Genomic DNA, 25,558 nt, shown 5'->3' with positions numbered 1-25,558 from the left:
TATAAGCGCTTGTGGCACGATTGTGAACAGGAACTATAAACGGAAAACTCCTTTTCTATCGACTCTAGAATTTGTCGCAAGTCATTGATATAGAATTAATAAGAAGCTTCAAATATGAAAGGAAGGCACTCTTTTATAGTCGATGCAGATTCGTTTATTGCCTGATAAACATCCTTACAGGCATTTTTTTGTTTTTCTTGAGCTTGAGATGTTTTAAGAATGTTCAGAGCAGCAGCGACATCCTCATACCGAAAATCTTTTTTGCCTCCTATAAACTCTGGGAAAATGGTTCTTCCTAGAATAATATTGGGGAGAGAGTAGGCTGGGAGGATAATATTGAATATGTATTTCGCTAAAAACGTATCTAGAGGGCGGAGTTGGCAGGTAACTATTGTTGGAGTAAGATTAAGAGCTGTTTCTAAAACAATGGTTCCGCATTTAGCAAGAGCACAATCACACTCCCTCATTAGTTCATATCGAAATTGAGAAGGAACAATATTGCTATGCAAACAGCGATTTTGTTGTAGGATTTCTAGAATGAGATGGTCATACGCAGGATTCGCGGACGATACAAGTAAATGATGTGTGGATGCAAAATCTGATGCTTGAAAAGCTTGTACCTGAATCGTAAGATTGCGCAGAATATCACTGTGACGGCTACCCGGAAAGGCAGCGACAAAGGGTTTATCGGTTGGAAGATGGAGCCGTTCTTTCCAATTCTGCTTAGGGCAGAAAAGTTTGATAGTTTCTGAGAGAGGATGCCCTATGTATACCGTACGAAGGGGAGAATCTTTGAATAATTTTTGTTCGAAAGGAAGTATTAAAAGAAGAAGGTCCAAATACTTTTCTAAAGTAGTTTTCCTTGATGGTCTCCAAGCCCATATGCTAGGGCACACATAGTGGACGATTTTCCCTTTATATCCGAGAGAACGGAGTTTTTTTATTAATAAAAAATGAAAATCAGGGAAGTCAATGCAGATAACAGCTTGAGGATTTCTTTTAAGAATCGTTTTATACAGAATACGGCGTCTATACCATAGTTTGGGTAGGGCAAGAAGAACTTCCCAAAATCCACTGATTTGAAATTTTTCCATAGAAAAAAGCGTGCAAAAGTTTTGCGCCCGCATTTGCGGGCCTCCTACGCCAAAGCAGTGAATATCAGGATATTTTGCATGGATTTCTTTTAATAAATTTCCTCCTAAAGTATCTCCGCTATGTTCTCCTGCGGAGATGAAGCAACTGCAGCTAAACGGTTTTTGGATAGCTTCTCGAGAAGCTATGCGAAGGTTCGCTAGGGAAGGGAATAAGCCACATCCATAGCACAAGACATTGACAATGTCTCCAGTCCGTAAAAAGTAAATGAGACAGATGGATCCTCCTACCAAACTAGCTTTCCAGAAAGGAGTAGGTAAAGAGGATTGGTTTTTGTATTCTAGGTAGAACCATTGGATAAAAAATCTTAAGGAAAAGATAGTCAATCCAATGCAGCCTATGAGTTGCCACAAAAAATTAGCTTCCGGAAGATTTAAGTGTAAAATGTTTGGAGAAGCCATCCACGTCATGTGTGGAAGGTACTGTGTGCCAATTGCAAAAGATAGAGTAATGGCTGTTGCAGAAACGACCAACAATGAGACTATTTTGGAGATGGGGAGCGGGGTTGAGGAAGCTATGTTAAGGTTCCGGAAATAAATAATGAGATTAAAAGAATGGAGTAGCGCAATAGGATACTGACTTTGAATAAATCCATGGCAGATCATCAAAACAGCGCCAGAGCAAGACAGATGCCAGAAAATTTTAGGAACAAAAGAACAGCCCCTCTTCTTAATTAAGAACCACTGCACACAAAAGGCTGTACCAAAGAAAAGATTAGCAAAAAGTCCTAAAGGGTATAACCAAAGCGTGATTTTCTGGGGAAACATAACAACTAACTATAAATCCGTGGGGAGAAGAATTTTCCTAATTTTAACTAGGAATGATTACTCCGAAATTCGTTCATACTGGTTGAGCCACTCCTCATACGGAGCTTTTACTTTTGGAAATACCTGACTGCGGATTTCTAACAAGTAAAGAGCTTCAAGAAAGTAGGTATGGCGTAAAAGCTTTTTATTGAAGAACGAATTTCTTTCTTTTTTTAATGGAGCTAGAGGGGTCAGCCTATACTGCATCTGTAAAAGTAAAGTTGTCAAAATAAAGTTTTTCTTTGAGCAGCTGGTAAAAGAGTCGGCAAAAAATTCTGTTAAAAAGTTTTTAATATAATCAAAAATATCCTGAATAGACATTGTTGGATGCTGACTATATTTATATCGAACATTGAAGTTTACGATAGGGAACAACAATATCGACAACAGAAGATGTCTTTCTAAGCAGAAAGAACGCTGCCGCACTTTAGCATCCAAAGCCGTTAAGCTAGCAAAAGTCTGATCTTGGAGAACTTTGCTTAAGCCAAAAGCTTTAGACATATAAGGGAACAGAATTTCTAAGATCCGATATTCTGAAGCTAGCTGGAAAAAAATAGTGGATTCTCCGGAGCTTAATACTTTTATAAGCTCTTCAAATACTCTTGGTTGAGAGCTTTTTATTAGCTCATGGCGAGACTCTCGAAGAGCTTCAAGAGTTTTTGGATCCACAGTAAAGGCGTAGCGAGACAAGATTTTTAATAGGCGCAGCATGCGCACAGGGTCTTGTTTGAATCGGAGAAAAGGATCGCCAATGGTTCTTAAATAGCGATTTTTTAAGTCTTCCACCCCTCCCGTGTAGTCAATGATGACTTCGGAGCTCGGATCATAGAAAAGGCCATTAATAGTAAAGTCTCTTCGCAGTACATCCTCTTCAGCGGATCCCCAAAGATTATCTTTTGTAATTAAAGAATCTTCTTCGTTACTACCGGATCTAAAGGTAGAGACTTCTATGATTTGATTGGGGAAGCGGATATGAGCTAAACGAAAACGTTTGCCTACGAGAATACAATTTTTGAATAAGGCTTTAACTTCTTCAGGTTTGGCAGAAGTAGAGACATCGAAATCTTTAGGCTCCGTTTTTAGTAGGAGATCACGAATACATCCTCCAACGATATAGGCCTCATACCCAGCTTTTTTTAAAGTTCTCACAACGGAAAGGGCATGAGGAGAGAAGCTTTGCAGATCAATATTGTGGTCCGACGGATAGAATATCGTAGGAGTAAGATTAGAATGAGAATTTTTGCTGAGCAAATCTAAGCCTCTAGGCGAAAGAAGTTCTTGGTTGCAAGCCATCATTATATGACATTAGAAGTTAAAAAGTCTGGGGAATTTTGGCCTTGAATAAGAGAGGTTTTAGACTCCTCTCCGACAAGGCTCTTCCTATAACAGAAAAATTTCGTTTGTAATGGAAAAACTACCTATAAGTTTCTAAAAATTTTTTATGGTGTCAGAAGAACCATATATAAGGAACGTCACTTTGATCGGCAACAGCTTTATACCTCTTTCTCACTAAGAAGAGAAAGAGGATCCAGATACTTCAAGAGTTTCCTCAGCTTTTTTGGGGAAGACGAGTTCTTTTCGCATTAAAAAAACTCCGAATAGATTGATGCATAGCAACAATGCCCCTGAGACAGACATAACGAGTAATGCCGTATCTTGTGGTAGAAAGCAGAAAGCTGGCAAAGCTAAAATACCATAACAGGTATAGAATTTAGATCCTTTGTTACCGCAAATAAAATTCGCGCATTTCTTCCCTACAAGGAAGTAAGAAATAATCGTTGTATATCCTGTCGCAAAAAGGAATGCAGGAAGGAATATACGAATATAGGGGAAATATGAGGAAAGGGCTTGTTCCACAACCTCAGATCCCTCCAGGCCTACTCTGTGCCAAACACCAGAAGCGAGGACGATGAGAAGACTTAATGTACAGACAAGATTATCTACAACAACTCCGACAATGCTGAGTTGAGCTTGTGTCTGGGGATTTGTAGCCGATGTCTCGCTTTGGATAATGGAATCAAACCCAATACCGATGTCTCCCGAATAGGCAGCTCTAGAGAGCCCTTGGCGAATAGTGGATGCAACGGTGCAGCCAGCAAATCCTCCAATAGCGCCATGACCTGTAAAGGCGGAACGGAAGATGCTTGAGAAAAGCGTTGGAAGGGTATGGATTTCATGAGCTAAGATGTAAAAAGCCATTCCGCAGTAAATCAACATGAAGAAGGGTAAAACTAAGGAACAGATTTTCCCTATTCGTTGCAGACCTCCTTGCACAGCAAAAATAACTAAGAAAAGAAGGGAGGCGATAGAAATAATTTTAGGAACGTTCCAGCAGGAGGTTAAAGTGTTTGTAATCACCGAAAATTGGTAAATCTCCACTCCATAGATACAGAGAAGAATGGCCACAATGATGGAGACAATACGGGTTTTATAGGCCTTATCAAGGAAGAACATGGGTCCTCCGTGATACACACCATGTGCGTCGGATTGGCGGAATTTAATTCCTAGATAAACTTCAGAGTATTTAACGATAGATCCAAGAATCCCTGCTATCCAGACCCAAAAGAGCGCTCCAGGGCCTCCGACACTAGCAGCAGTGACTACCCCAACAACGTTCCCTATACCAATATTTCCTCCAGCGGAAGCGAAAAAAACTTTTAATGGATGAACACCTTTCTTCAGATCTTTCTGTGTAGACGAAGACTCCTTCGAGAATCGATAGAACAGTTTAAAAAATGAAGGAAGCTGCGTGAATTGTGCGAAATTCGATTTGTACGTGAACACGACTCCGAGCGAAAGGATTAAAATAAACGCTACATATGACCAAATAAAGTCATCAAAAGCTGTCAAAAAAGATAGAAACGTGTTCATAAAATATGTAATTTAAATCATTTTCTTCTGAAAATTGCCCTATATTATCCTCTTTTTCTTTTTTGTTTGGTAGAGGATCTTTTAGAGAACAATTTTTATTAAAAATATTTTTTATCTTCTTTGCTGAAATACAGATGCCCGACAAGGAGGAGAGTGCCAAGGGAGATGAAAGCATCTGCTAAATTGAAGGAGGGGAAACTCCAAGAATAGTAGTTAATAGAGAGGAAATCGACCACCTTACCATGAAATAAGATGTCTCCAACGTTACCCAGAGCTCCTGCAAGAATTAGGGTTAAAGCGATTCGCGTTCTAATATGTAAAGATCTAAATTTAATTCCTAAGAATAAAAAAAGACATAAGATAACGAAAACTCTGAAAATGAGCAGGGGTATTTTGTATTGAGCAAATAGGCCAAAGGCCGCTCCCTCATTGAAAGAGGGCACAATGAGAAAAGAGAAATGTCCCCACACATAGCTATAAAGTAAAGCAGGGGAGTGGGGGGAGAGCTGACAGCTCTTTAGTAACACAACTAGTTTTGAGACCCAATCAAGAGAGACTAGGAGAAAAGAGGTGAGGAAGGTCGATAGAGAGCGGGTCGTCATTGTAACTAGTTTCCGGAAAGAAGGCCTTTTTCGAATTTTTCTTGTGATTTTACAGTCATTGTAGCGTAAGGAATTGCCATTAATCTTGCTAATGGAATTTCCTCTCCACTCACATCGCAAATACCATAAGAGGATTCTTCTATTTTTTCTAAGGCGCGATCAATCTGTCTAAGAAGTTTATATTCTTTAGTTGTCACTTCCAAGCTGATGGTTCGGTCAAACGTATCCGTGCCTTGATCTGCTTGGTGTTGGGAATACCCAGTTGCTTCATTAGGTTTTTTAACTTCTTGGGCGTTTCCTTCTAAAGTATGAGACAATTTTGCCTTCATTTCTAGAAGACGTGTTTTAAAATCGGCTATTTCTTCGTCCGTTAGGGGCATAAAATTCTCCTTTTCGTATTTATTTTTCACCGTCTGGGGTTGCAGATAATAAAACTTCCATGAGCTCTCCTACATCTCTAAATCTTCTATAAACGCAGGCGAACCTAATGTACGCAATCATATCTGCTTTTTTTAGATATTTCATTACTAGTTCACCTATTTCTTTGGTAGAAATTTCTCGATTTTGTTTTCCAAGTAGATCTTGTTTGATATTGGAGGCTATAGCTTGTACTTGTTCTTGCCCGATTCTTGTGTGACTGGAAGCAGCTTTAAGTCCATTTATCAGCTTAGCTTCTTGGAAGTTTTCATAGCGACCATCCCGTTTTAACACCTGTATCGTTAATTCGACAGTTTCAAAGGTGGTGAATCTTTGACTACATCGTAAACATTCGCGGCGGCGTTTAATTGCGTTCGCCTCAGGGGAGTTTCGAGAGTCAATAACTTTAAGCTCTCCATGGTTACAAAATGGGCATAGCATGGGAGATTCCTCCTAAAAATTCAAACATTGGATCCTTATTGACTACTGAAAGGTCCTTCAGAAATGAAAGATGTAGTTTAGTGGATCTGGTAACACAATTCTTGATTGTGATTTGTGATGATTTTTTTTCAAAAGTCGCCTAATATCTGTGGGACGCCCAAGATACCATGGTTTTTATTTTAATGGATAAAATCCTGTCTCTTGTTCTGAAAAGATCCCATTTTTTGGAAAGGTTTTTCTCTATAGGCGGTCTCGGAGTATAATCATTTTTTGATTATAAGCAACCGTAGTTTGCCTCAATGTGATCCAGAGGCTTTTTCGTGTATCTAGTTTCTTAAGTTACTAAGAATTATTTTGTCACAGCCTAGCAAAGGTGTTTGGTTATCCATGTTTTCAGGCATTATTCAAGAGGTAGCACGTGTAGACCTTATTCATCATTACGGGGATTCCATGGAGATAGGAATTTTTGCACGTAATCTAGTAGATGGGGTTCCGGGAAGTAGTATCGCTGTTGATGGGATCTGTTTGACTTTAGTCAAAAGAGAATTCGAATTACTATTTTTTGATGTGACAGAAGAGACCATGGCTTGTACCACGATTAAAAATTACACCGTGGGGAGTATGGTGAATTTAGAGCGTTCTGTTCGATTAGGGGATGAAATAGGTGGGCATTTTGTTTCTGGTCATGTCTGTGGTGTGGGTACCATCATTGCCGTAGAAAAATCTTATATGTTTTTTAAGGCTCCAACAAATTTGGTGCCTTATGTACTCGAAAAAGGCTTTATCGCTATTGATGGTATTAGTTTGACGATCGCTCAGGTAAGGGGAGATATCTTTTCCGTCAGCGTGATTCCTGAAACTCGAGCTCGGACTTCTTTGGGTTACAAACAGGTTGGTTCTCACGTAAATATGGAGCCCGATATGATGACAAAAATGCAGGTGGATACAGTTATGCGGTTCCAGGCCGAAAAGATAGGCAAATGATGGATTACGAATTATTAGATAGCGGGGATGGTAAGAAACTTGAGCGATTTAAGGATGTTGTTTTAATTCGTCCTTCTGCTACGGCTATTTGGCCAAAAACTTCACCAGCTTTGTGGAAACAATATTCTGCTGAGTTTGTTCGTGTTGGGGAGAAAGGAGAGTGGAAATACCGCAATTCACATCTTAAGGAATGGTGGATAACTATTGATTCTGTGTCATGCTTGTTGAAGCTTACTCCCTTTGGTCATGTGGGGATTTTCCCTGAGCATGCTACATTCTGGCAAGATCTAAGCCCCTCTTTATCGAAGCCTTCTTGTAAGGTCTTGAATTTATTTGCTTATACTGGAGCTTCTTCTATTTTTTGTGCCCAGCAGGGGGCTGCTGTCTATCATGTAGATGCTTCTAAGGCTGCTGTAAAATGGGCTCAAAAAAATGTGGAAGGGAATTCTTTTTCAGAAAAAAGAATTTTTTGGATCATAGAAGATGTTTTTTCATTTCTAAAAAAAGAAATTCGTAGGGGAAAAACCTATGATGTGATTCTTTTGGACCCCCCAACTTATGGACGAGGTCCTGATGGAGAAACCTTTAAAATAGATCGGGATTTTTTCCCATTATTGGAGGCCTGTTCACAGCTGCTTTCTAGTTCTTTTTCGCATATGTTGATTACTTCGCATACGCCAGGACATACCCCTGAATTTTTGCATTGCTTAGCTAAAAGGGCGCTTCCTATGCTTTCTTCCCAAAAATGGCGGTTGGGAGAGAATTTTTGTGGTGAGGGAGATCAACGGTTGCCTTCGGGAGTTTTTGCGCAATGGAGTTTATAGGAAAAAATAATGCTCGTGTTAAAGCGGCTCTTGCTTTAAAGCGACAGCGAGCACGTAATAGTTCATACTTTTTATTAGAAGGGTTCCGCGAGATTCACCGGGCCTTGATTTCCGGGTACCATTGTTTACATGTGTTTTGCGGAGAATTGATATCTGATAAGGAGCGGGATCTTGATAAAGAGCTAACTGCTCTTGGCATCGAAAAATTACCTTGTCCTAAAGAGATATTAGAGAGGCTCTCTTTTAAGGAGCATCCGGATAATTTCATTGCTGTTTTTGAAAAAAAACGGCTCTCTTGCCAAGAGTTTTTGAGATTACAGCGCAAGAATCAGCAACCCTTTTATTTGATTGTTGAGCAAGCAGAAAAACCAGGGAATATTGGGGCATTGTTGAGAATTGCTGATGGAGCTGGAGTCGATGGAGTCATTCTTTGTGATCCCGTAGTGGATTTATATAATCCTAATGTCATTCGCTCCTCCTTAGGCGCTGTGTTCACAGTACCTATTTGGCAGGCCTCTTTGGAGGAAGTTTTGGCTCTAGTTCGTGAACAAGAGTGGAAAATTTTTACCACTACTCCATCTACTCAAACTTTTTATTTTGATCAAAATTTTTGCCAACCATTGGCTGTGGTGTTTGGCTCAGAAAAGGATGGACTTTCCCCCTCTTGGTTAGATGGAAGTTTTTGTAACATCGCTTTGCCTATGCTAGGGAAAGCGGATTCATTGAACCTCTCTTCTTCTGTTGCAGCAGTTGCTTATGAGGTTGTGCGTCAAAGAAGTAGATGACACTATTGTCATAAAAATTTTTTGGCGTTCTGGCTTAAAACTTGATTTTTAATGTTTTATATGTAATTCTGTAGGGTATCTTCATTTGGAAGGGCTGTTTAGGTAAAGGGGACGAAGAGTCTGTCTCAGCCCTTTAGGGTTGTCGTAGTTTTTGCAGGTTGTTCGTTTAGGAAGAACTTGAGTAAAGAGGCACCCATGAGATTTAGTTTCTTGTCTGGAATTCGAGACCTTTTCCGTCATTTCATCATCTCTGCGGCTTCTGGGGCTTTGTCTGATCGTTTGGGCTGGGTTTGGGGAGCTATTGCCAAGGTGTTTTCCGGTTCCGTTTGGCTGCGATATAAGATTGCAAAACCTCCTCATCAGGTACAGGCCACGGTTGTAAGCGTAGGGAATATTGTTGTCGGAGGGACTGGAAAGACACCCTTGGTACTGTGGTTAGCGCAGGCTTTAAATGAGAGGGGGATTTCTTGCGCTGTTTTATCAAGAGGGTACAAAGGGAAGTGTAGCCAAAGGAAGTCGTTTACTATTGTAGATCCCGCGCTACATACAGCGGCATGTGTTGGTGATGAGCCATTGCTTTTAGCCAAGCATTTGCCAGCGGGAACTGTGAGAATACAAAAAGACCGTAAAGCTCTTGCTGAAAAAAGTGCAGGGGCCTTCGATGTATTGTTATTAGACGATGGTTTTCAATGCAATCGTCTTCATAAGGATGTAGAGATTGTATTGGTGAATGGATCGGATCCTTTTGGTGGAAGAGCCTTTTTCCCAAAAGGGAGGCTACGGGACTTTCCAGAAAGATTAGCTAAGGCGAATTACGTAATTGTTAACGGTAAGTGCTCACCATCCGATCAGCGTGAGTTAGATCTATTAAACCCTGCAGCCAAAATTCTTGTTGAACCGCAGATTTCGGAAATTGTGTGGTTGAACAAGTCTGCAAATATGCCTCGAGATCATTGGGAAGGTTTAGGAGTAGGGGTTTTTTGTGGTTTAGGTTTTCCTAAAGGGTTTTTGACTATGTTGAGAAATGCGGGAATCCATGTTTTAGGGACGCATTTATTGCCGGATCATTCGGGAATAACAAAACAAGAGTTAGAACTTTTTTGTAAGAAAATTATTTTGCGCCAAGGAGTTGGTATCCTATGCACAGAAAAGGATAGCGTAAAAATAGAAGCTTTCGCTGAGGAAATGTCATTGCCAATAGGAGAAGTCCGTATGCGGTTTTCTTGTGTGTGTAATGAAGAACGAATGGTAGCCATGTTGGATGCAATAGAAGCCATCCAGAAGAATAAGAAGGTGACTACATGAAATTATGGATGAAAATCTTTATAGGCCTAATCATCGGAGTTGTTTCTGGCTTGGTTCTAGAAGACAAAGCAGTTTTTGTTAAGCCTTTTGGGGATATATTTTTAAATCTACTGAGCATGGTGGTGTATCCTTTAGTTTTTTGCTCTATGGTTCTAGGAATTGCTTCGATTAGTGATATGAAAAAATTGGGGCGTATAGGCTTGAGAAGCCTAGGATTGTATTTAGGGACCACTGCTGTTGCGATTGGCATCGGCTTGGCCTTTGCTCTTTTCTTTTGCCCGGGGAGGGGATGCGATCTTCAGGGATTTAATGGGATAGATTTTTCTGCTGGTCAACCTAGTGAGATCAATTTTTTAACTGCATTTGCACAGGTTTTCCCTTCCAACCCCATGCGTTCTTTTGTTGAAGGAAATATTTTGCAAATCATTATATTCGCTTTATTTACAGGAATTGCCCTGCGTTTGGCAGGAGAGGTAGCTCGTCCTGTAGAACAGGTGATCCACGGATGTAACGAAATTATGTTACGAATGGTCAATATGATCATGTCTTTTGCTCCTTATGGGGTAGCAGCAAGTATGGCCTGGATATCTGGAAATCATGGGTTAACCGTTTTACTTCAATTAGGGAAGTTCCTTGTCGTCTATTATATCGCCTGTATTTGTCATGCCGTGTTGGTGTTTGGTGGTTTAGTTCGGTTGGGATGTAGACGTTCGTTCAGCGGCTTTTTGTCGTCGATGATGGACGCGATTTCTTGTGCTGTATCTACTGCAAGTAGTTCTGCAACACTACCTGTTACCATGCGTTGTGTTTCAAAAAATCTTGGTGTTTCTTCTGAAATATCGGGATTTGTGCTTCCTTTAGGAGCAACTGTAAATATGAATGGTACAGCGATTTTTCAAGGGATGGCCGCAGTGTTTATCGCTCAGGCATATAATTGCCCTCTTTCTTTAACAAGTTTGCTTCTTTTAGTTGTGACAGCAACATTTTCTGCTGTAGGCAGTGCAGGGGTTCCTGGAGGAGGAATGATTACGCTAGGTTCTGTTCTAGCCTCTGTAGGACTACCTATCCAAGGGATTGCAGTTTTAGCTGGTATTGATCGCTTACGAGATATTATCGGTACTCCTATGAACATTTTAGGAGATTCTGTTGTTGCGTTATATGTCGCTAATGGAGAAGGAGAGTTGGCTTCTCCAGAAGAAGAGGAAGCTCTTCCTCAAAATGGTTAGAAGACGTTTTTAACGAAGAGAGAAAACTCTCTTCGTTTTCTTTTTAAGATTCCCTGAATTCTTTTCTGTAGCTTCAAAAAGTGTTTAGTGTAACATGAGAAATATTTTAACGTCTTATGGGCCATTAGATCTTCAAGAGATCGTTTCTTATCTGTAAAAAGATATTGCCTTCACTTCATGTTGAGTTGAAAAACACTAAAACGTTTACTAGTTCAGAGATAAGGGGATTCATGTTTGAGTTTCGATTTCCAAAAATAGGGGAGACCGCATCTGGGGGTATAGTTGTCCGATGGTTGAAACAGGTCGGGGATTCTATTCAGAAAGATGAGCCATTGATCGAGGTCTCAACAGATAAGATTGCAACGGAGTTATCTCCTTCGCAAGCAGGTGTTTTAGAAGAGTGTTTAGTTCAAGAAGGGGAGGAGGTTTCCCCTGGAGATGTTTTAGCGCGTTTGCGAGAAATTTCACCTGTAGATACATCGGTACCCACTTCCGTAGAAGAAAGTCCTATTAAGGAAGAATCTCTTGTAAACAGAGAGAATCAGTGGTTATCTCCCGCAGTTCTAGGAATCGTGCAAAGAGAAGGACTAGATCTCCAAGAATTGCAAAAGATTTCTGGTACGGGAGAGAATAGTCGAATTACTCGAAAAGATGTAGAACGTTATCTTTCTGATAAAAGAGAGGCTAGAGCTCCAATCTGTTCTAAGGAAGAAAATAGAATCCCTATGTCTCCCTTGCGTCGGGCTATCGCTTCTTCTTTGCGACAGTCCTCGGAAGAGGTTCCGCATGCCTCTTTAGTTGTTGATGTGGATGTAACAGATTTAATGAATCTTATCTCTTTAGAACGGGAGCGTTTTGCGGCCGCTCATGGAGTTAAGCTTACAATTACAAGCTTCATTATACAATGCTTAGCCAAGTCTTTGGAACAATTTCCCTTGCTCAATGGATCTTTAGATGGAGATACGATTGTTTTAAAGAAAGCTGTGAATGTAGGTGTAGCTGTAAATTTAAATAAAGAAGGCGTGGTTGTGCCTGTCATTCATAATTGTCAGGATAGAGGATTAGTGAGTATCGCCAAAGCCCTTGCTGATCTCTCTTCTAGGGCTCGAGCTAGTAAGTTAGATGCTTCAGAAGCTAAAGGAGGGAGTGTCACCCTAACTAACTTTGGTATGACAGGAGCTCTTATTGGTATGCCAATTATCCGTTATCCAGAAGTGGCGATCTTAGGAATAGGAACCATCCAAAAACGTGTTGTTGTGAGAGAGGATGATTCGTTGGCTATTAGAAAAATGATGTATGTTACTTTGACATTTGATCATCGAGTTTTAGATGGGATTTACGGCGGAGAATTTTTAACCGCTTTGAAAAATCGTTTAGAGTCTGTTACGATGAGCTAAAAAAGATTTTTAATAGGCGGGCGAATTCATGTACGTGCCTGATGTTGCAGAAGACCTTTGTTTAGATATTTTTCATAAGCAAAAGCAGGTTATTTCGCGGTACTTCGCCAACTTTCATTGTGATGTTGTTCGCCAACTTACAGAAAGATTGCTTTGTCATCAGGGAGCGGTATTTTTTTCTGGAATAGGGAAAAGTGGTTGTATTGCGCGTAAATTAGTTGCCACGATGCAATCATTTGGAGAGAAGGCTTTTTTTCTTTCAGGTGATCTTCTTCACGGGGATTTAGGCGTTGTTTCTTCAGGGGATATTGTTTGTCTATTTTCGAATAGTGGGGAGACCAGAGAGATTTTAGAATGGATTCCACATTTAAAAAATCGACAAGTTTTTCTAGTTGGGATCACTTCTTCTCCTTGTTCTAGTTTAGCTGTTTTTTCCGATTTTGTTGTGATGTTGCCTAAGCTAGAAGAGCTAGATCCTTTTAACCTTATTCCTACAACGTCAACTACATGTCAGTTGCTCTTTTCCGATCTTTTAGCGATGACAGTTTTACGTTGTCGCAAGATCTCTTTGTCAGATTATGGGAAGAATCATCCCAGTGGACAGATAGGTTTAAAAGCTAATGGGAAAGTTAGAGATTATCTTTCTCCAAGGACGGAAGTGCCTTTTTGTTCTCCTTCAATCACTGTGTCCGAGGCTCTTACTGTACTTTCTTCATATGGGTATGGATGTGTTTGTGTAGTGAATGAGCAATTCGAATTGTTAGGGATATTCACTGATGGAGATTTACGACGGGGGCTTTCTGAATGTGGCGGTGCTATCTTGGAATGTCCATTAGAGCAGGTTATGACAAGAAAGCCTAAAGTAATTTCTGAAGACTCTGATGTGTTATTAGGGTTAGAAATGATGGAATCTGGCAATCCGGTGACTGTGCTTCCTGTAGTAGATGCTCAACACCAACGTTTTATTGTTGGGCTATTACATATGCATACGCTAGCACGAGCGGGATTATTATAGTTGAAAAAAGCTCGGAAGAGCGAGTAAGCCGGATTCTGTCAACAAGTACGAATAAGAAATTCTTACTTGTGGGCAACCATTCATCTAGGGAGCACATTACTGTACTCCTCAAGCGATTATGAAAAAGTTTATGCCTTTCATTAGAAAGGATTTTGCAGAGACAAATAACTTTTTCTCTTGCTTCAGATGGGGTTTACAAGTCTACCAGGTCTCCCTAGCAGCTCCTACTCCTAAAGTAGGATTTTTCAGCCTGTCTATAAATGATATCATTTATAGCGGAATGTTTTCTGTTGCACTTTCCGTAGCCTTACGGCCCCTGGAATTTCTCCAGCATCTTTTCTTACGAAGTCCGGACTTTCCTCTGATACGCAGTTTTTCTAAAACTGGCTCAGCGGTTGCCTTACCCTTCCGATTAATTCGTTACACTGCAGTACGACGACGACGACGTTTTGTAGTGGATCCCTCTGCCGATGTAGCTTGCAGTTCTTGCCAGTAAAGGATCCTTGAACAATGTTCGCAAAATACTAAATGGTCTTGTTTACGTACTAGATTTTCATGTTGAGGGGTAAGTGCTATATGACAGCCACTGCAAACACGGTTTTCGATCGGGACAACAACGCGGTCTTTTTTATTGTTAAGAAGCCGTTCATAAACGCTGAATAACTCTGGATCCGTGGCTTCTTTTAGCTGAGTTCTTTGACTTAATAAAGAACGACCCTCTTCATTAATCTTTCGAATATTTTCTCGGATTTCTTCTTCGATTGCACTGCTACTACTTTCTGTAGAAGATAGACTTTCTTTCAAGGAGATGAGAAGATCTTCGCCGCTAGCTTGCTTATCCATCAGATCACTGAGTTGCTGTTCTAAAGTTCGGCGTTCCTTATTTGCTGCAGTCATTTCTTGAGTTAGAGCATTAAACTCATCCATTTTCTTTACAGCAGCTTGCTGATTTTCTAATTTGTTGATCTGATCAGAAATTTCTTGAATGCGTTTTTCTCCAGCTTTGATCTGATCTTTCAGCTTCTCCATTTCTTGTTCTTTCTCTTCTACCTTGTAACGGATATCCGTTTTCAAAGCTTGAATTTTAGCGAGCTCATTTTGATGTTCTTTTTTGACTCGCATTAAACGAATCATCTTAATATCGAGCTCTTGGATAGCCAAAATACTTTGGAGGGCGTCATGCATGGAAATCTTTCCTTACCTTGATATGAGCTTGTAGTGTCAGTCAGCCTCTAATCCTGAAAATCTGGATGCGATTCCAAAAAACTTCCTAAAAGAAGGATTTTGAAAAAAGACGCGAATGAGTCTGCCCAGACGAAACGGCAAGTTTACCGCTTTTTCTGCAAGAAGTAAAGCACGTTTTGTTTAAGAAAACCTTTTTCAAAAGAAGAAAGTCAATCTTGTAAAGAATTTCTTGAAAGAGAGGGAGTAATAGGGCTATTTTCCTCCTCGATTTTTTTTAGCTTTGGAGACCGCTTTCTTCTTTTTAGAAGAACTCTTTTTCTTCACTTGCGTTGCATTGGATTTTGCTTTTGCTTTCTTTTTTTTCGAGGAGCTTCTCTCTTTAGATTCAATCAAAGTCCATTCAATAGCCTGTGTAAGTAAGGTAACGGAAGCAAGTTGTACCGAAATAGGTATTCCTGGGAGCAAATGTTCAGGAAGCTCTTCCAATCCAAGCTTTGTTTTTATGACATATTTCTTGGGAAGCTTAGCAGCGGGGATGAACCCTTCATGACACAATTCAGGAAGAACGAAAGAGAGCCCTTCCGGAGATACTGTAATGATGAAAGCTTTGTAAAGTGTTGCAGGCTGCTCATCAAGGAATTTTTTCAAAAAGCGAGCTTTTTTTATATTTATAAAAGCTCCTTCAGCTTTTGCTGCAACACGTTCCTGAGATGAACAGGCTCGAACAATTTGTTCAAGATGTCCTTCTTCTACAGAAAGCGGATGGAAAAGAAGCCTGTGAACAATAAGATCCACATATCGACGAATCGGGCTAGTAAAATGCGTATAGTAATCCAAACAAAGACCATAATGACCTTTGTTTTCTGTAGAATAAGAAGCGGTCTTCATGCTGCGCACAAACTGGGAATGAAGAATAGGCTCCAGAGGGTGTCCAGCAGAGGTTTCTTGTAACAAATATTGGTAATCGGGCTCTTGTGTAGGAGTTTGTGTGATAGTGAAGCCCATAGCTTTCGCAGTTTCTCTAAAAAGAAGAAGATTCTCTTCATTCGGGGGCTCATGTATGCGGAAAGGCATAGTGATTCCCTGATGAGAAATGTGATAAGCGATCACCTCATTAGCTTTCAGCATAAATTCTTCAATGAGTTTATGGGCAGCAGTTTGTTTGTTTTCGACAAGGGCTACAGGTTCTTGTAAATTATCAAGAGACATTGTGAAAGAGGGAAGCACGAGACGTGTGCAGCCACGTTGTTCGCGGATATCGGAAAAAATACGGCTCAGCTCAGCCATCTCTAAAATGGTTTTAGAAATAGGGTGAGCTAATTTCTTCTCGATAATTTCATCTACTTCATCGTAAGTCATTCGGTATTTACTGCGGATAACACTACGCAAAATTCTGTAATCTGAGAGGAACCCTTCCTTGGAAAAAGTCATAAACACGGACACCGCTAGACGATCCACATTGGGTTTTAAACTGCACAAATTATCAGAAAGAGCTGAGGGAAGCATAGGAATTACTTTCCCTGGGAAATAGATGGAATTGCATCGTTTAGCAGCCTCTTGATCTAGGGCCGAATTCGGAGTAACATAGTGAGAAACATCAGCGATATGAACGCCTAAAATATAATTCCCTTCATGATCATAAGTTAGCGAAACGGCATCATCGAAGTCTTTAGCCGAAGCAGAGTCTATGGTAAAGCATAAAAGATCGCGAAGATCTTTTCTGGAGTGTAAAGCTTGTGTAACGTGTTTTTGCAAGAACTGACTAGCTTCTTGAACAACAGCTTCAGGGAACTCTTCTGTAATGGAAAATTCAGCCTTAATGACAGGAAAATCTGTTTTTGCATTAGAGATATTCCCCATGAATTCTAACATAGCTAGGGGAGGAGGCTCTTTACTTGGGTAATTTTCTTTCCATCCGGGAGTTTTGAGTAATAGACGATCTCCGATCTTATATGTCCTTTTAGGAAGAAGCTCTGCTTTTAAAGGAACTTCGGGACTGATAGCATTAACACAAACCATTGCCAAGGTTGGGCTGATAAGGGAGATGATAGTTCCTACTAAGACAGTTTTCCCACGAGAAAGAACTTTATGAATCACTCCTTTTCTTTTTTCCCCTCCACGCTGGGAGAAGGGGAGAGCAACAAGAACATGATCCCCATCTAAAGCGCCTTTTAAATCACTGGCCGGGACAAAAATATCAAAGGGGTATAGATCTGGTTGATCTGGAGAAACGAATCCGAACCCTTTTTTAGGATGAACGAATAAAATACCAGGAACCAGAACCTGCTGTTTATTTTTTAGAACTTTCTTTTTGTTTTTAGCTTTTCCCACAAGCTAAACTCCATTGCTGTCGTACTGCCTGTACAGTCTTGCTTCTCAAACCTCTAAAAATGTTTTGCATCTTGAAGCTAGAGGTATTAGGGCAGTCGGTTTTTAATTATACAACGCCTTTTAGAAGGAACGTTTATGCTATAACAGTCAAGACACGTACCATTTAGCATACATGAACAAAGGGATTAATTACTCTTAAGAAAGAAGCGTAGCGGAGAATTTAAAAAAAAATAAGATTTTTTTAGATGAGGAAAAGGCAATAGCCCCCTTAAGAGGGGGCTATTGTTTAGGAAGATAAAAACGGAATATTATTCAGGTTTATCAACAATTTCAACATCTGCGTCTTCAATGTTATCTGTAGAAGACGAGTTGTCTCCTGCAGGAGGTCGCGTGCTGAAACTATGTTTTTTCAGATCCTCGGAGTTAATATTTGGCCCTCCCTGAGCATTTGCAGCAGAGGCTGATTGAGCCTGCATAGCTTCCCCGATTTTTTGCATGCGAGCACTTAGTTCATCAGAAGCTGCTTTAATAGCTGTTGTTGAAGCATCTTCTTTTACAGCTTGACGTACTTTCTCAATTTGCTCTTCAATTTCTTTAACAAGATCTGCAGGAATTTTATCTTGGTAGTCTTTAATCGCTTTTTCTGCTCTAAAGATCATTCCATCGGCTTCATTTTTGATATCCGAAGCTTCTCTGCGTTTCTTATCTTCTTCCTTATTGAGTTCAGCATCTCGGATCATTTGTTGAATTTCTTCTTCTTTTAATCCGGAGCTTGCTTCAATACGGATTTTCTGTTCACGTCCACTAGCAGCATCCTTAGCAGATACATGTAAGATTCCGTTAGCATCAATATCGAAGGTTACTTCAATTTGAGGATGGCCACGAGGAGCTGGAGGAATGTCTGTTAGATCAAAACGTCCAATTTCCTTATTGTCTTTAGCCATAGGCCGCTCACCTTGAAGCACAACAATAGTTACTGCTGGCTGGTTGTCAGCTGCTGTAGAGAAAATTTGTTTTTTCTGCGTAGGGATCGTTGTGTTTCTCTCTACGAGGGGAGTCATGACTCCTCCTAGAGTTTCAATTCCTAAGGAGAGGGGAATGACATCAAGCAGAAGAACATCTTTCACTTCTCCACCAAGAACTCCTCCTTGAATGGCTGCTCCAATTGCCACTACTTCATCTGGATTGACGCCTTTATTAGGCTCCTTACCAAAAATCTCTTTTACAACTGCTTGTACTGCAGGCATTCTAGACATTCCTCCAACAAGAAGAACATCATCGATATCAGATGCGGACAACTTAGCATCTTTCAAAGCTTGAGCACAAGGCTGTTTTGTTCGCTCAATGAGAGAAGAAGCTAGATGCTCGAATTGAGCACGAGTTAGAGTCAAAGCTAAGTGTTTAGGACCATTAGCATCAATTGTGATGAATGGCTGATTGATTTCTGTAGAAGATACACCGGATAATTCGATTTTTGCTTTTTCAGCAGCATCTTTTAATCTTTGCAAAGCCATGTTGTCTTTGCTTAGATCAATGCCTTCTTGTTTTTTGAATTCACCTAACATCCAGTTGATGATTACTTCATCGAAATCATCTCCACCCAAGTGAGTGTCACCATTTGTTGAGAGAACTTCAAAGACTCCATCACCAATTTCTAAGATAGAGATATCGAAAGTTCCTCCTCCCAAGTCAAAGACGGCAATTTTTTTATCTCCCTCTTTGTCAATACCATAAGCAAGAGCAGCAGCTGTTGGCTCAGGAATAATGCGTTTAACATCGAGTCCTGCAATGCGTCCAGCATCTTTTGTAGAGGCTCTTTGAGAGTCGTTAAAATAAGCAGGTACAGTGATGACAGCTTCAGTTACAGTCTCTCCAAGATAAGCTTCTGCTGTTTCCTTCATTTTCATGAGGATTTGAGCTCCAATTTCTTCTGGAGTGTACAGCTTGTTTTCTACTTCAAAAACAGCGTCTCCTTTGGAGTTAGGAGCTACTTTATAGGGAACTGTTTTGATTTCAGATTCGACTTCAGAGAATTTTCTGCCAATGAATCGTTTAGTAGAAGCTAATGTTTTTTCTGGGTTCGTTACTGCTTGACGTTTTGCAGGGATCCCCACGAGAGTTTCGCTACCTTTAAAAGCAACGATAGAAGGAGTAGTGCGAGTCCCCTCAGAGGAGGCAATAACTTTAGGTTGGCCACCTTCCATTACAGAGACGCAAGAGTTAGTCGTCCCTAGGTCGATACCAATGATTTTGTTAGACTTTCTTTTTTCGCTCATATTGAACACCTAATTTCTAGGATAATTATTCTTTTTCTTCGTTACTGTCGTTATTTCCTTTAGTAGGAAATTTAGCTACTTTCACTTTAGCTACACGAATAGGACGGTCTCCTATCTTATAACCTTTTGTAAATTCCTCCAAGATAGTCCCTTCCGGAATATCTGTGGTTTCTTCGATTTCTACAGCTTCATGCAGATAAGGGTTGAATAATTCTCCTTTTGAAGAGTATTCGACAACACCCTTATCTTCGAATACTTGTTTAAATTGTTGTAAGATCATTTGGAACCCTATGGCCCAATTTTTCACTTCATCAGAGGTTTGAGAAGCGAACCCCAAGGCTTTTTCCATACTTTCCATTGGAGGGAGGAAATCCAAAAGAGCATTTTCTACAGCATATTGCATCATTTCTGTACGTTCTTTCTGTAGACGTTTTCTTGAATTTTCCGCTTCAGCAAGGGCCATAAGATAACGGTCATTTTTTTCTTTCAGTTCGGCTTTTAAATTAGCGTTCTCTTGTTGAAGCGTTTGGAGTTCGTTATCAGACGAAGGCTCGCTAGTCTGAATTTCTTCTGACGAGGTATTGGGGGTTTCTGTCATGTTAATTCCTTAGCTGGTAATAATTTTATAGAAGAACGTCGAGTCAACTCTGCTGGTTTTTGTGAACATCTAGGGTCGGTCGGACAAGGTCTCCTGAAAGATAATTTAAATTTGTAAAAACTTTGAGTTAAAATCGTTTTTAGTCGTTCTGTGAATAAAGAAAGTGTGCCAAACACCTGTTGATAAGGGAGGTTCATAGGACCTAGTACACCGAATGCTCCCAAAGGAGTGCGGTCCATGTAGTAAGGCACGGTAATTACTGCACATGAAGGGTCTGCATTCCCAACAATATCAGAGAGTTCTCGGCCAATAAACGTAGTGGGAGCTTTTTTATGTAAATGAGAATTTAAAAGCTGACACATGTGTTTACGGTTTTCAAAGAAAGAAAGCCCCTGAGCGAGTGTTTCAGGATCTTTAAAGACCTCGTATTTGAGTAATCTAGATAGTCCTGTTTGGTAAAGATCTTCTTCACTGAAATGGCAATAACGAGTGAGGTATCGGACTACAACTTCGTTATATAGGGTCATACCTAAATCTTCCTCTTTTTGAGAAAGAGGGACACTGGAGGGATGCTTTCGTAAATAATTTTGTAGAAAGCTTTCGATTCTTTTCAAAGAGTTTTCGGGAAGTTGTTCTGGGAGCCAAAGAACATCCGTGAAAAGTTGCCCAAACTCTGTTGAGAGTACAAAAACGACTCGTAGGTCATCTATAGACACTAGTTGAATATTGGTTACAGAATCGCTTTCAAAACGAGGAGAGGAGAAACAAACAGGTAGTTGTAAAATCTCAGAAAGGATTTCCGAAGCTTTCTGTAGATCTTTCACAATATTTTTGCTGTATTCTGGAAGCTCTTTCAGTTTTTGTTGAATGATTGAGATTTCTTCTTGTTCAAGAACAGGAGAACAATGATCTGCATAGTAGCGGAAAGCCAGATCTGTAGGAATTCTTCCTCCAGAGATATGGTTTTTTCGTAAAAAACCGTCTGTTTCCAGTTGAGCAAAGTAATTCCGTATCGTTGCCGAACTTAGATCGGAACAATAAGTTTCTTTAAGAAGTTTCGATCCTACGGGCTGACCGCTTTCCAAATAAAGCTTAATGGCCATGAGTAGGACATGCGAAATCTTAGAATCTTTTTTCGATGCTCGCAATTGGGACATTTCTGTTCTATTTTCCATAAGTCGGTGTCATTATAGGAAAACCGGAGCCTCTGGTCAAGAATTTTAGCGCTCGCGAGCAAAGAGTGCTAGTTTACTCTCGAATAGGAGGGATTTTTCTTGTATGACAAGGAAGATTTTTAGAGCACCAATCTAACAGATTTTCAGGAGAGATGTTATATTTTTCTCCAGATCGAGATTCGATCTCTAACATGCCAGTCTTTTGGAAAGACTTCCCAATGATCAATTTATAGGGAATTCCAAGTAGATCGCTATCTTTCAATTTAAAGCCAAGGCGCTCATTACGATCGTCAAGTAATGGCTCGAATCCCGCAGTGTTTAGGCTTTGATAAAATTGTGAAGCAACAGCCTCTCCTTCGGTATCGCCCCCGTTATAGAGGATTGTAATAGAGAATGGAGCAACGGCTAATGGCCAAACGATCCCCTTGCTATCGGCAAGTTGTTCTATGCAAGCAGCAAGAGTCCTTCCTACTCCGATTCCATATGTGCCCATCCAACAGAGCTGCTTCTCCCCATTCTCATCTTGGAATCCTACAGAGAAACATTCCGTATATCGTGTCCCAAGATTAAAAATATGAGCCACTTCGACACCCTGGAAAATTTCATAGGGAGCTTCATTATTTTGAGGGCAAAGGTCTCCTGATTCGGCTAGAAGAAAATCTCCAAAAATAGGAAGAGGAATGTCTCTTTCCCAGTTTACGTATCTACAGTGAATATCTTTTTGATTATTTGCGCAGATAAAGTTCGTCATAGGGCGAGTGGTTTCATCAGCGTAGCAGGGAACGGGACAGTGTAGCGGTCCAATGAATCCCTTTTCAACATGAAGATGTTTAATAATCTCTTCATCGGAAGCGAGTTCGCAGTCGTCAGCTTGTAGGAAAGAGGACACTTTAGTTAAGTTAACCTGACGATCCCCGCGAATGCAAATAGCAAAGAACTGTTCGCTGCCTTTTTTGTGAACTTTTACAACTAAGGTTTTAATGATTTGCTGTCTAGGGGTGTTGAAAAAGGTCTCTAAGTCTTCAATAGTACGAACATTGGGTGTGGCGACCTCTTTCATAGGAAGGAGTTCAGAGGAGTAAGTGTAGGATGGGGGGATAGCCTGGGCAGCTTCTATATTAGCTCCGTAAGAGCCACTAACACAGATCGTGTCCTCTCCTAGCGAGCAGAGGACATGAAATTCTTCAGATTTACCTTTGCCGATTTTTCCTCCATCAGCAGTAACAATGACATACTTGAGGTTCAATCGATCAAAGATGCGTTGATATGCCAAACGAAGTTTTGCATACTGCTCTTCCATCTGTTCTGGAGAGTCTGAGAAAGTATAGCTATCCTCCATTAGAAATTCTTTTGCTCGCATGAGCCCAAAACGAGGTCGAATTTCATCCCGGAATTTGGTGCCAATTTGATATAGGTGGACAGGGAGTTGCTTTCTTCCTGTCAGCCATTGTGACACGAACTCTGAGACCACTTCTTCATGGGTGGGAGCTAAGCACATCTCCTTGTTTTCTCTGTCTTTAAGAACATAGAGGAGTTTTTCTGATAGAAAGGCTTCCCAGCGACCTGTTTTTTGCCATAATTCTGCAGATTGCAGAAGGGGAAGACAGACTTCTTGTCCGCCAATCGCATTGAGTTCCTCTCGAATAATCTCCGTCATTTTCAAGATAACTCTTTGGAAAAGAGGAGTATATGAGTAAATCCCTTTAGATGTTTTAAAAAGATAGCCGGCCTTTTCAAGAAGTTCGTAAGAAAGAACAGAGGCTTCTTTATTAGCGTTTTTAGAGGTTCTATAAAACAAGAGGGATGTTTTCATAAGGAAGTAAGCGCTTTGTATTTTTTCGCAAGGAAGGGAATTTTAGCACAGGATTGTTTCTGGATCAATCTCTGTAATTTGCGTTCATGCTGGATTTAATTGTTTTAGATTTTAGCTTTTTAATCGATTGATATTTCTTTGTTGTCTAATTAAAATTAATTTTTATTCCATTTTATAATTTATTTTTTAAATCTTTATGTCTTCTATACAAGGAAAAGGAACAGCGGGGCCTTCTCCCGAAGGGATTCCCAACTCTAGGGAAGACGGAGAAATGAATCCTGAGGGAGTCACGATCTCTGGTCAGACGGTTTCTTTTACATCTGTAAGTAAGAGCGCATCCGCTGATGATATTCAACAAGTTGCTCTTCCAATCATTCAATCAGATTCCTTAGCATCGTCTCCAATTTTAGGGGGCGCTATCGGTGAAATCGAGGTAGCCGATATGGTTGCTGAGGTTGTAGAGAATAATGAAGCGAATGTTCAGCAATTAGATGAGGACCTAGAAGCTATTTTTCAAGCGATAGATGCTGGTGAGGAGCAATTAGAGTCTCTTGAGGTAAAAAATAAAAGTTCATTAAAAGGGGTACGGTATTCTAGTGGTCGTCATGGAATGGACAGAAACAAGTCTTCCAGTTTGTCACCTGAGCGTACTAGGTTAGCCAATATTCGAACTTCATTAAGAAGTACGGCAAGTAGAATGCGTCATCATGCAGGATTGGTCTCCTCATCTTTAGCAGATTTACAAAAGCAATTGCGTTCGATTTCTCAAGAAGACCTGAAGGCTGCTTTAGGGAAGGATAGTGAGGCCGTTCTTTCTCGCTTAAGAAAGTTGGGGTTGGATGTAAATAAAAAAGGGGAATGGAGACTTCGGACAAACGGAGATATCGGGCGCTTAAATCAATCCATCCATGATCTGTCCCTTTTAGTAGAGAATGTAAATGATGAAGGGATTCTGAGTCTCAATAAAGAAGCTTCTGAAGAAGAAGTAAATGCATGCTGCTCTTCAGGAAGTAAAGCATGTCAATTTTTGCAGGAGCACTTAATGAGTGCTTTGCGTGCCATTTACCAACAGATCTTGCGTTTCCTTAATTGGATTTCAAGAAAGATTGGAGTTGGTTCTAAACGAACGGACGATTACTATACGCGTCCTGGGGTATTCACTAATCCGTATGCATCTTACTTAGGGGCTAACCCTCCTATAAACGATCCGCGTTCTTTACGCGAGCGCCTACGGGGAGGTGGAGCGTTATCAGGAGAAGATACTCTTTTTTCTATGCCTCAAGATGACAGCGTGGATTCAGAATCTGTTTCTGATGATGATAGGGGGTCCCGGTAGAAAGTTTTAGGGAGTTTGTATAGCAGGAAATCCTGTATTATCTGATGAGTGGAATGATACAAATTGGTGGACAGGAGCTATATTAAAAGGCAGACCTAAAGATCGAATGATTTCTTCATTAAAAGTGATTTTTGAAAGAATCGGCTCCGCACTAATTTGGCTGAGGTTCTCCTCTTTATTTTTTTTACTAAGTAAGTAACGAACGATATAGGCTATTTGCTTTCCAGATAATTTATAGTCAACGCTGCATGCTGCGCAGGCACCCCTCGTAACAAGAGAAGAGTCGTTTGTGATGAGCGGGATATTTTCTTTTAAGATACTTTGAATGAACGAGGTCCCCATTTTTTCTGATAAGGCAGATAGCGGAAAGAAGACTGCAGAAGGCCGGTTTTCCGAAATAAATTGAATGCGGGAAGAAACATTTGAAGCAGAGATCGGCAGGCCTGTAACTTTAATGCCTGAGGCTCGGAGCTTTGTAGTAATTTCTTCTTGTAGGGAAGAGGGGAAAGGTTCATGGGGTTGCAAATAAACCAATGAAGTAGCGTTATTGGTTACTGCGTGAATAGCAAAGCAGCATTGGTTAGTATCCACACTGTCATTAACCCCATATATATTGGACTGCTCTTTAGGAAAGCGAAGGGCTTCTCCATCTGGGACTACTGCGTAAATAATAGGCTTTTGTGTTTCAATTTGGCTCATTACTTTAGTGGCGATAGGCCCTAGAGTAATGATTGAGACAATATTAGGATCTTTATGAAGGTTTCGAGCAATTTTCCTTGCTTTGACTACATTATCTTCAGCATTGAATAATGAGATGGAGGGCATGTTCCCAAAACTAGCAAGCTCCTGTTGACAGCTATCGATACATTCACTAAGGGAGTTATGTGAGAATGAAGCAAATATAGCTATGCTAGGGGCTGTTGGTTCCGCACGAAAGGAAACTGCGATCACGGAAATAAAGGAGCAGGCTAAGGAACTACAAAAAAGATAGCTGCAAATTTTTCGCAAAAGCATAGAAC

At 40.4% G+C, this 25,558-nt stretch carries 21 protein-coding genes and 1 other RNA gene; 8 read left to right on the top strand and 14 right to left on the bottom strand.

Going from position 1 to position 25,558, the window contains the following annotated elements:
• Positions 1-95 precede the first annotated feature (95 nt).
• The 6 genes from lpxB to nrdR all read right to left on the bottom strand — a co-directional run bounded on the left by lpxB (position 96) and on the right by nrdR (position 6,289).
• On the bottom strand, positions 96-1,919 hold the full coding sequence (lpxB, locus tag TC_RS03505) for a lipid-A-disaccharide synthase (RefSeq protein WP_010231237.1): 1,824 nt from the start codon (positions 1,917-1,919) through the stop codon (positions 96-98).
• A 57-nt stretch (positions 1,920-1,976) separates the two neighbouring features.
• On the bottom strand, positions 1,977-3,254 hold the full coding sequence (locus TC_RS03500) for a polynucleotide adenylyltransferase PcnB (protein WP_010231231.1): 1,278 nt from the start codon (positions 3,252-3,254) through the stop codon (positions 1,977-1,979).
• 213 nt (positions 3,255-3,467) lie between these two features.
• Complete coding sequence (locus TC_RS03495; protein ID WP_010231227.1) at positions 3,468-4,829, bottom strand: AGCS family amino acid carrier protein; 1,362 nt, start codon at positions 4,827-4,829, stop codon at positions 3,468-3,470.
• Positions 4,830-4,927: 98 nt separating this feature from the next.
• Complete coding sequence (gene lspA, locus TC_RS03490; RefSeq protein WP_010231225.1) at positions 4,928-5,431, bottom strand: signal peptidase II; 504 nt, start codon at positions 5,429-5,431, stop codon at positions 4,928-4,930.
• A 5-nt stretch (positions 5,432-5,436) separates the two neighbouring features.
• Positions 5,437-5,811: a TraR/DksA family transcriptional regulator gene (locus TC_RS03485; protein WP_010231222.1), complete on the bottom strand. Its 375-nt coding sequence runs from the start codon at positions 5,809-5,811 to the stop codon at positions 5,437-5,439.
• A 19-nt stretch (positions 5,812-5,830) separates the two neighbouring features.
• Positions 5,831-6,289, bottom strand: a complete 459-nt coding sequence (gene nrdR, locus TC_RS03480; protein WP_010231220.1) for a transcriptional regulator NrdR — start codon at positions 6,287-6,289, stop codon at positions 5,831-5,833.
• A gap of 387 nt (positions 6,290-6,676) precedes the next feature.
• On the opposite strand from nrdR, the gene TC_RS03475 reads away from it, so the two are divergent.
• The 7 genes from TC_RS03475 (at position 6,677) to TC_RS03445 (ending at position 13,825) form a co-directional block, all read left to right on the top strand.
• Entirely contained in the window at positions 6,677-7,273 is a 597-nt protein-coding gene (locus TC_RS03475; RefSeq protein ID WP_010231218.1) for a riboflavin synthase subunit alpha, read from the top strand.
• Positions 7,270-8,097, top strand: a complete 828-nt coding sequence (locus TC_RS03470; RefSeq protein ID WP_010231215.1) for a class I SAM-dependent methyltransferase — start codon at positions 7,270-7,272, stop codon at positions 8,095-8,097. The genes TC_RS03475 and TC_RS03470 overlap by 4 nt, the downstream gene beginning before the upstream one ends.
• Positions 8,085-8,882: an RNA methyltransferase gene (locus TC_RS03465; protein WP_010231213.1), complete on the top strand. Its 798-nt coding sequence runs from the start codon at positions 8,085-8,087 to the stop codon at positions 8,880-8,882. The genes TC_RS03470 and TC_RS03465 overlap by 13 nt, the downstream gene beginning before the upstream one ends.
• Before the next feature lie 195 nt (positions 8,883-9,077).
• On the top strand, positions 9,078-10,187 hold the full coding sequence (gene lpxK / locus TC_RS03460; protein ID WP_010231211.1) for a tetraacyldisaccharide 4'-kinase: 1,110 nt from the start codon (positions 9,078-9,080) through the stop codon (positions 10,185-10,187).
• Complete coding sequence (locus TC_RS03455; protein ID WP_010231208.1) at positions 10,184-11,413, top strand: dicarboxylate/amino acid:cation symporter; 1,230 nt, start codon at positions 10,184-10,186, stop codon at positions 11,411-11,413. Before lpxK ends, TC_RS03455 begins: the two co-directional genes overlap by 4 nt.
• Positions 11,414-11,643: 230 nt before the next feature.
• A complete protein-coding gene (locus TC_RS03450) occupies positions 11,644-12,810 on the top strand; it encodes a dihydrolipoamide acetyltransferase family protein (protein WP_010231205.1) in 1,167 nt (388 codons plus the stop codon).
• Positions 12,811-12,838: 28 nt separating this feature from the next.
• Positions 12,839-13,825: a KpsF/GutQ family sugar-phosphate isomerase gene (locus TC_RS03445; protein WP_010231203.1), complete on the top strand. Its 987-nt coding sequence runs from the start codon at positions 12,839-12,841 to the stop codon at positions 13,823-13,825.
• 8 nt (positions 13,826-13,833) lie between these two features.
• Here the strand turns inward: TC_RS03445 and rnpB are convergent.
• The 7 genes from rnpB to TC_RS03415 all read right to left on the bottom strand — a co-directional run bounded on the left by rnpB (position 13,834) and on the right by TC_RS03415 (position 23,203).
• An RNA gene (gene rnpB, locus TC_RS04740) (RNase P RNA component class A) lies at positions 13,834-14,236 on the bottom strand.
• Between the two features lie 9 nt (positions 14,237-14,245).
• Entirely contained in the window at positions 14,246-15,010 is a 765-nt protein-coding gene (gene cdsZ / locus TC_RS03440) for a zinc ribbon domain regulatory protein CdsZ (RefSeq protein WP_010231200.1), read from the bottom strand.
• Between the two features lie 252 nt (positions 15,011-15,262).
• Positions 15,263-17,341: a ribonuclease R family protein gene (locus TC_RS03435; RefSeq protein ID WP_010231197.1), complete on the bottom strand. Its 2,079-nt coding sequence runs from the start codon at positions 17,339-17,341 to the stop codon at positions 15,263-15,265.
• Positions 17,342-17,649: 308 nt separating this feature from the next.
• Positions 17,650-19,617 (bottom strand): molecular chaperone DnaK, encoded by a 1,968-nt coding sequence (dnaK, locus tag TC_RS03430; protein ID WP_010231193.1) that lies wholly within the window; start codon positions 19,615-19,617, stop codon positions 17,650-17,652.
• A gap of 25 nt (positions 19,618-19,642) precedes the next feature.
• A complete protein-coding gene (locus TC_RS03425; RefSeq protein ID WP_010231190.1) occupies positions 19,643-20,215 on the bottom strand; it encodes a nucleotide exchange factor GrpE in 573 nt (190 codons plus the stop codon).
• Entirely contained in the window at positions 20,212-21,390 is a 1,179-nt protein-coding gene (gene hrcA / locus TC_RS03420) for a heat-inducible transcriptional repressor HrcA (protein WP_010904379.1), read from the bottom strand. The genes TC_RS03425 and hrcA overlap by 4 nt, the downstream gene beginning before the upstream one ends.
• A 73-nt stretch (positions 21,391-21,463) precedes the next feature.
• A complete protein-coding gene (locus TC_RS03415) occupies positions 21,464-23,203 on the bottom strand; it encodes a proline--tRNA ligase (RefSeq protein ID WP_010231178.1) in 1,740 nt (579 codons plus the stop codon).
• A gap of 196 nt (positions 23,204-23,399) precedes the next feature.
• Between TC_RS03415 and TC_RS03410 the strand changes: the two genes are divergently transcribed.
• A complete protein-coding gene (locus tag TC_RS03410; protein WP_010231177.1) occupies positions 23,400-24,539 on the top strand; it encodes a CT392 family protein in 1,140 nt (379 codons plus the stop codon).
• A gap of 6 nt (positions 24,540-24,545) precedes the next feature.
• On the opposite strand, the gene TC_RS03405 is transcribed toward TC_RS03410, so the two are convergent.
• Positions 24,546-25,553 carry an ABC transporter substrate-binding protein gene (locus TC_RS03405; RefSeq protein WP_010231174.1) on the bottom strand — a complete coding sequence of 336 codons (1,008 nt, stop codon included), beginning with the start codon at positions 25,551-25,553 and terminating at the stop codon, positions 24,546-24,548.
• Positions 25,554-25,558: the final 5 nt, after the last annotated feature.

Origin of the sequence: Chlamydia muridarum str. Nigg (assembly GCF_000006685.1) — a bacterium.
GTDB lineage: Bacteria > Chlamydiota > Chlamydiia > Chlamydiales > Chlamydiaceae > Chlamydia > Chlamydia muridarum.
The sequence above is the reverse complement of the archived record's forward strand: the minus strand, read 5'-3'. Positions and strand labels throughout refer to the sequence as shown.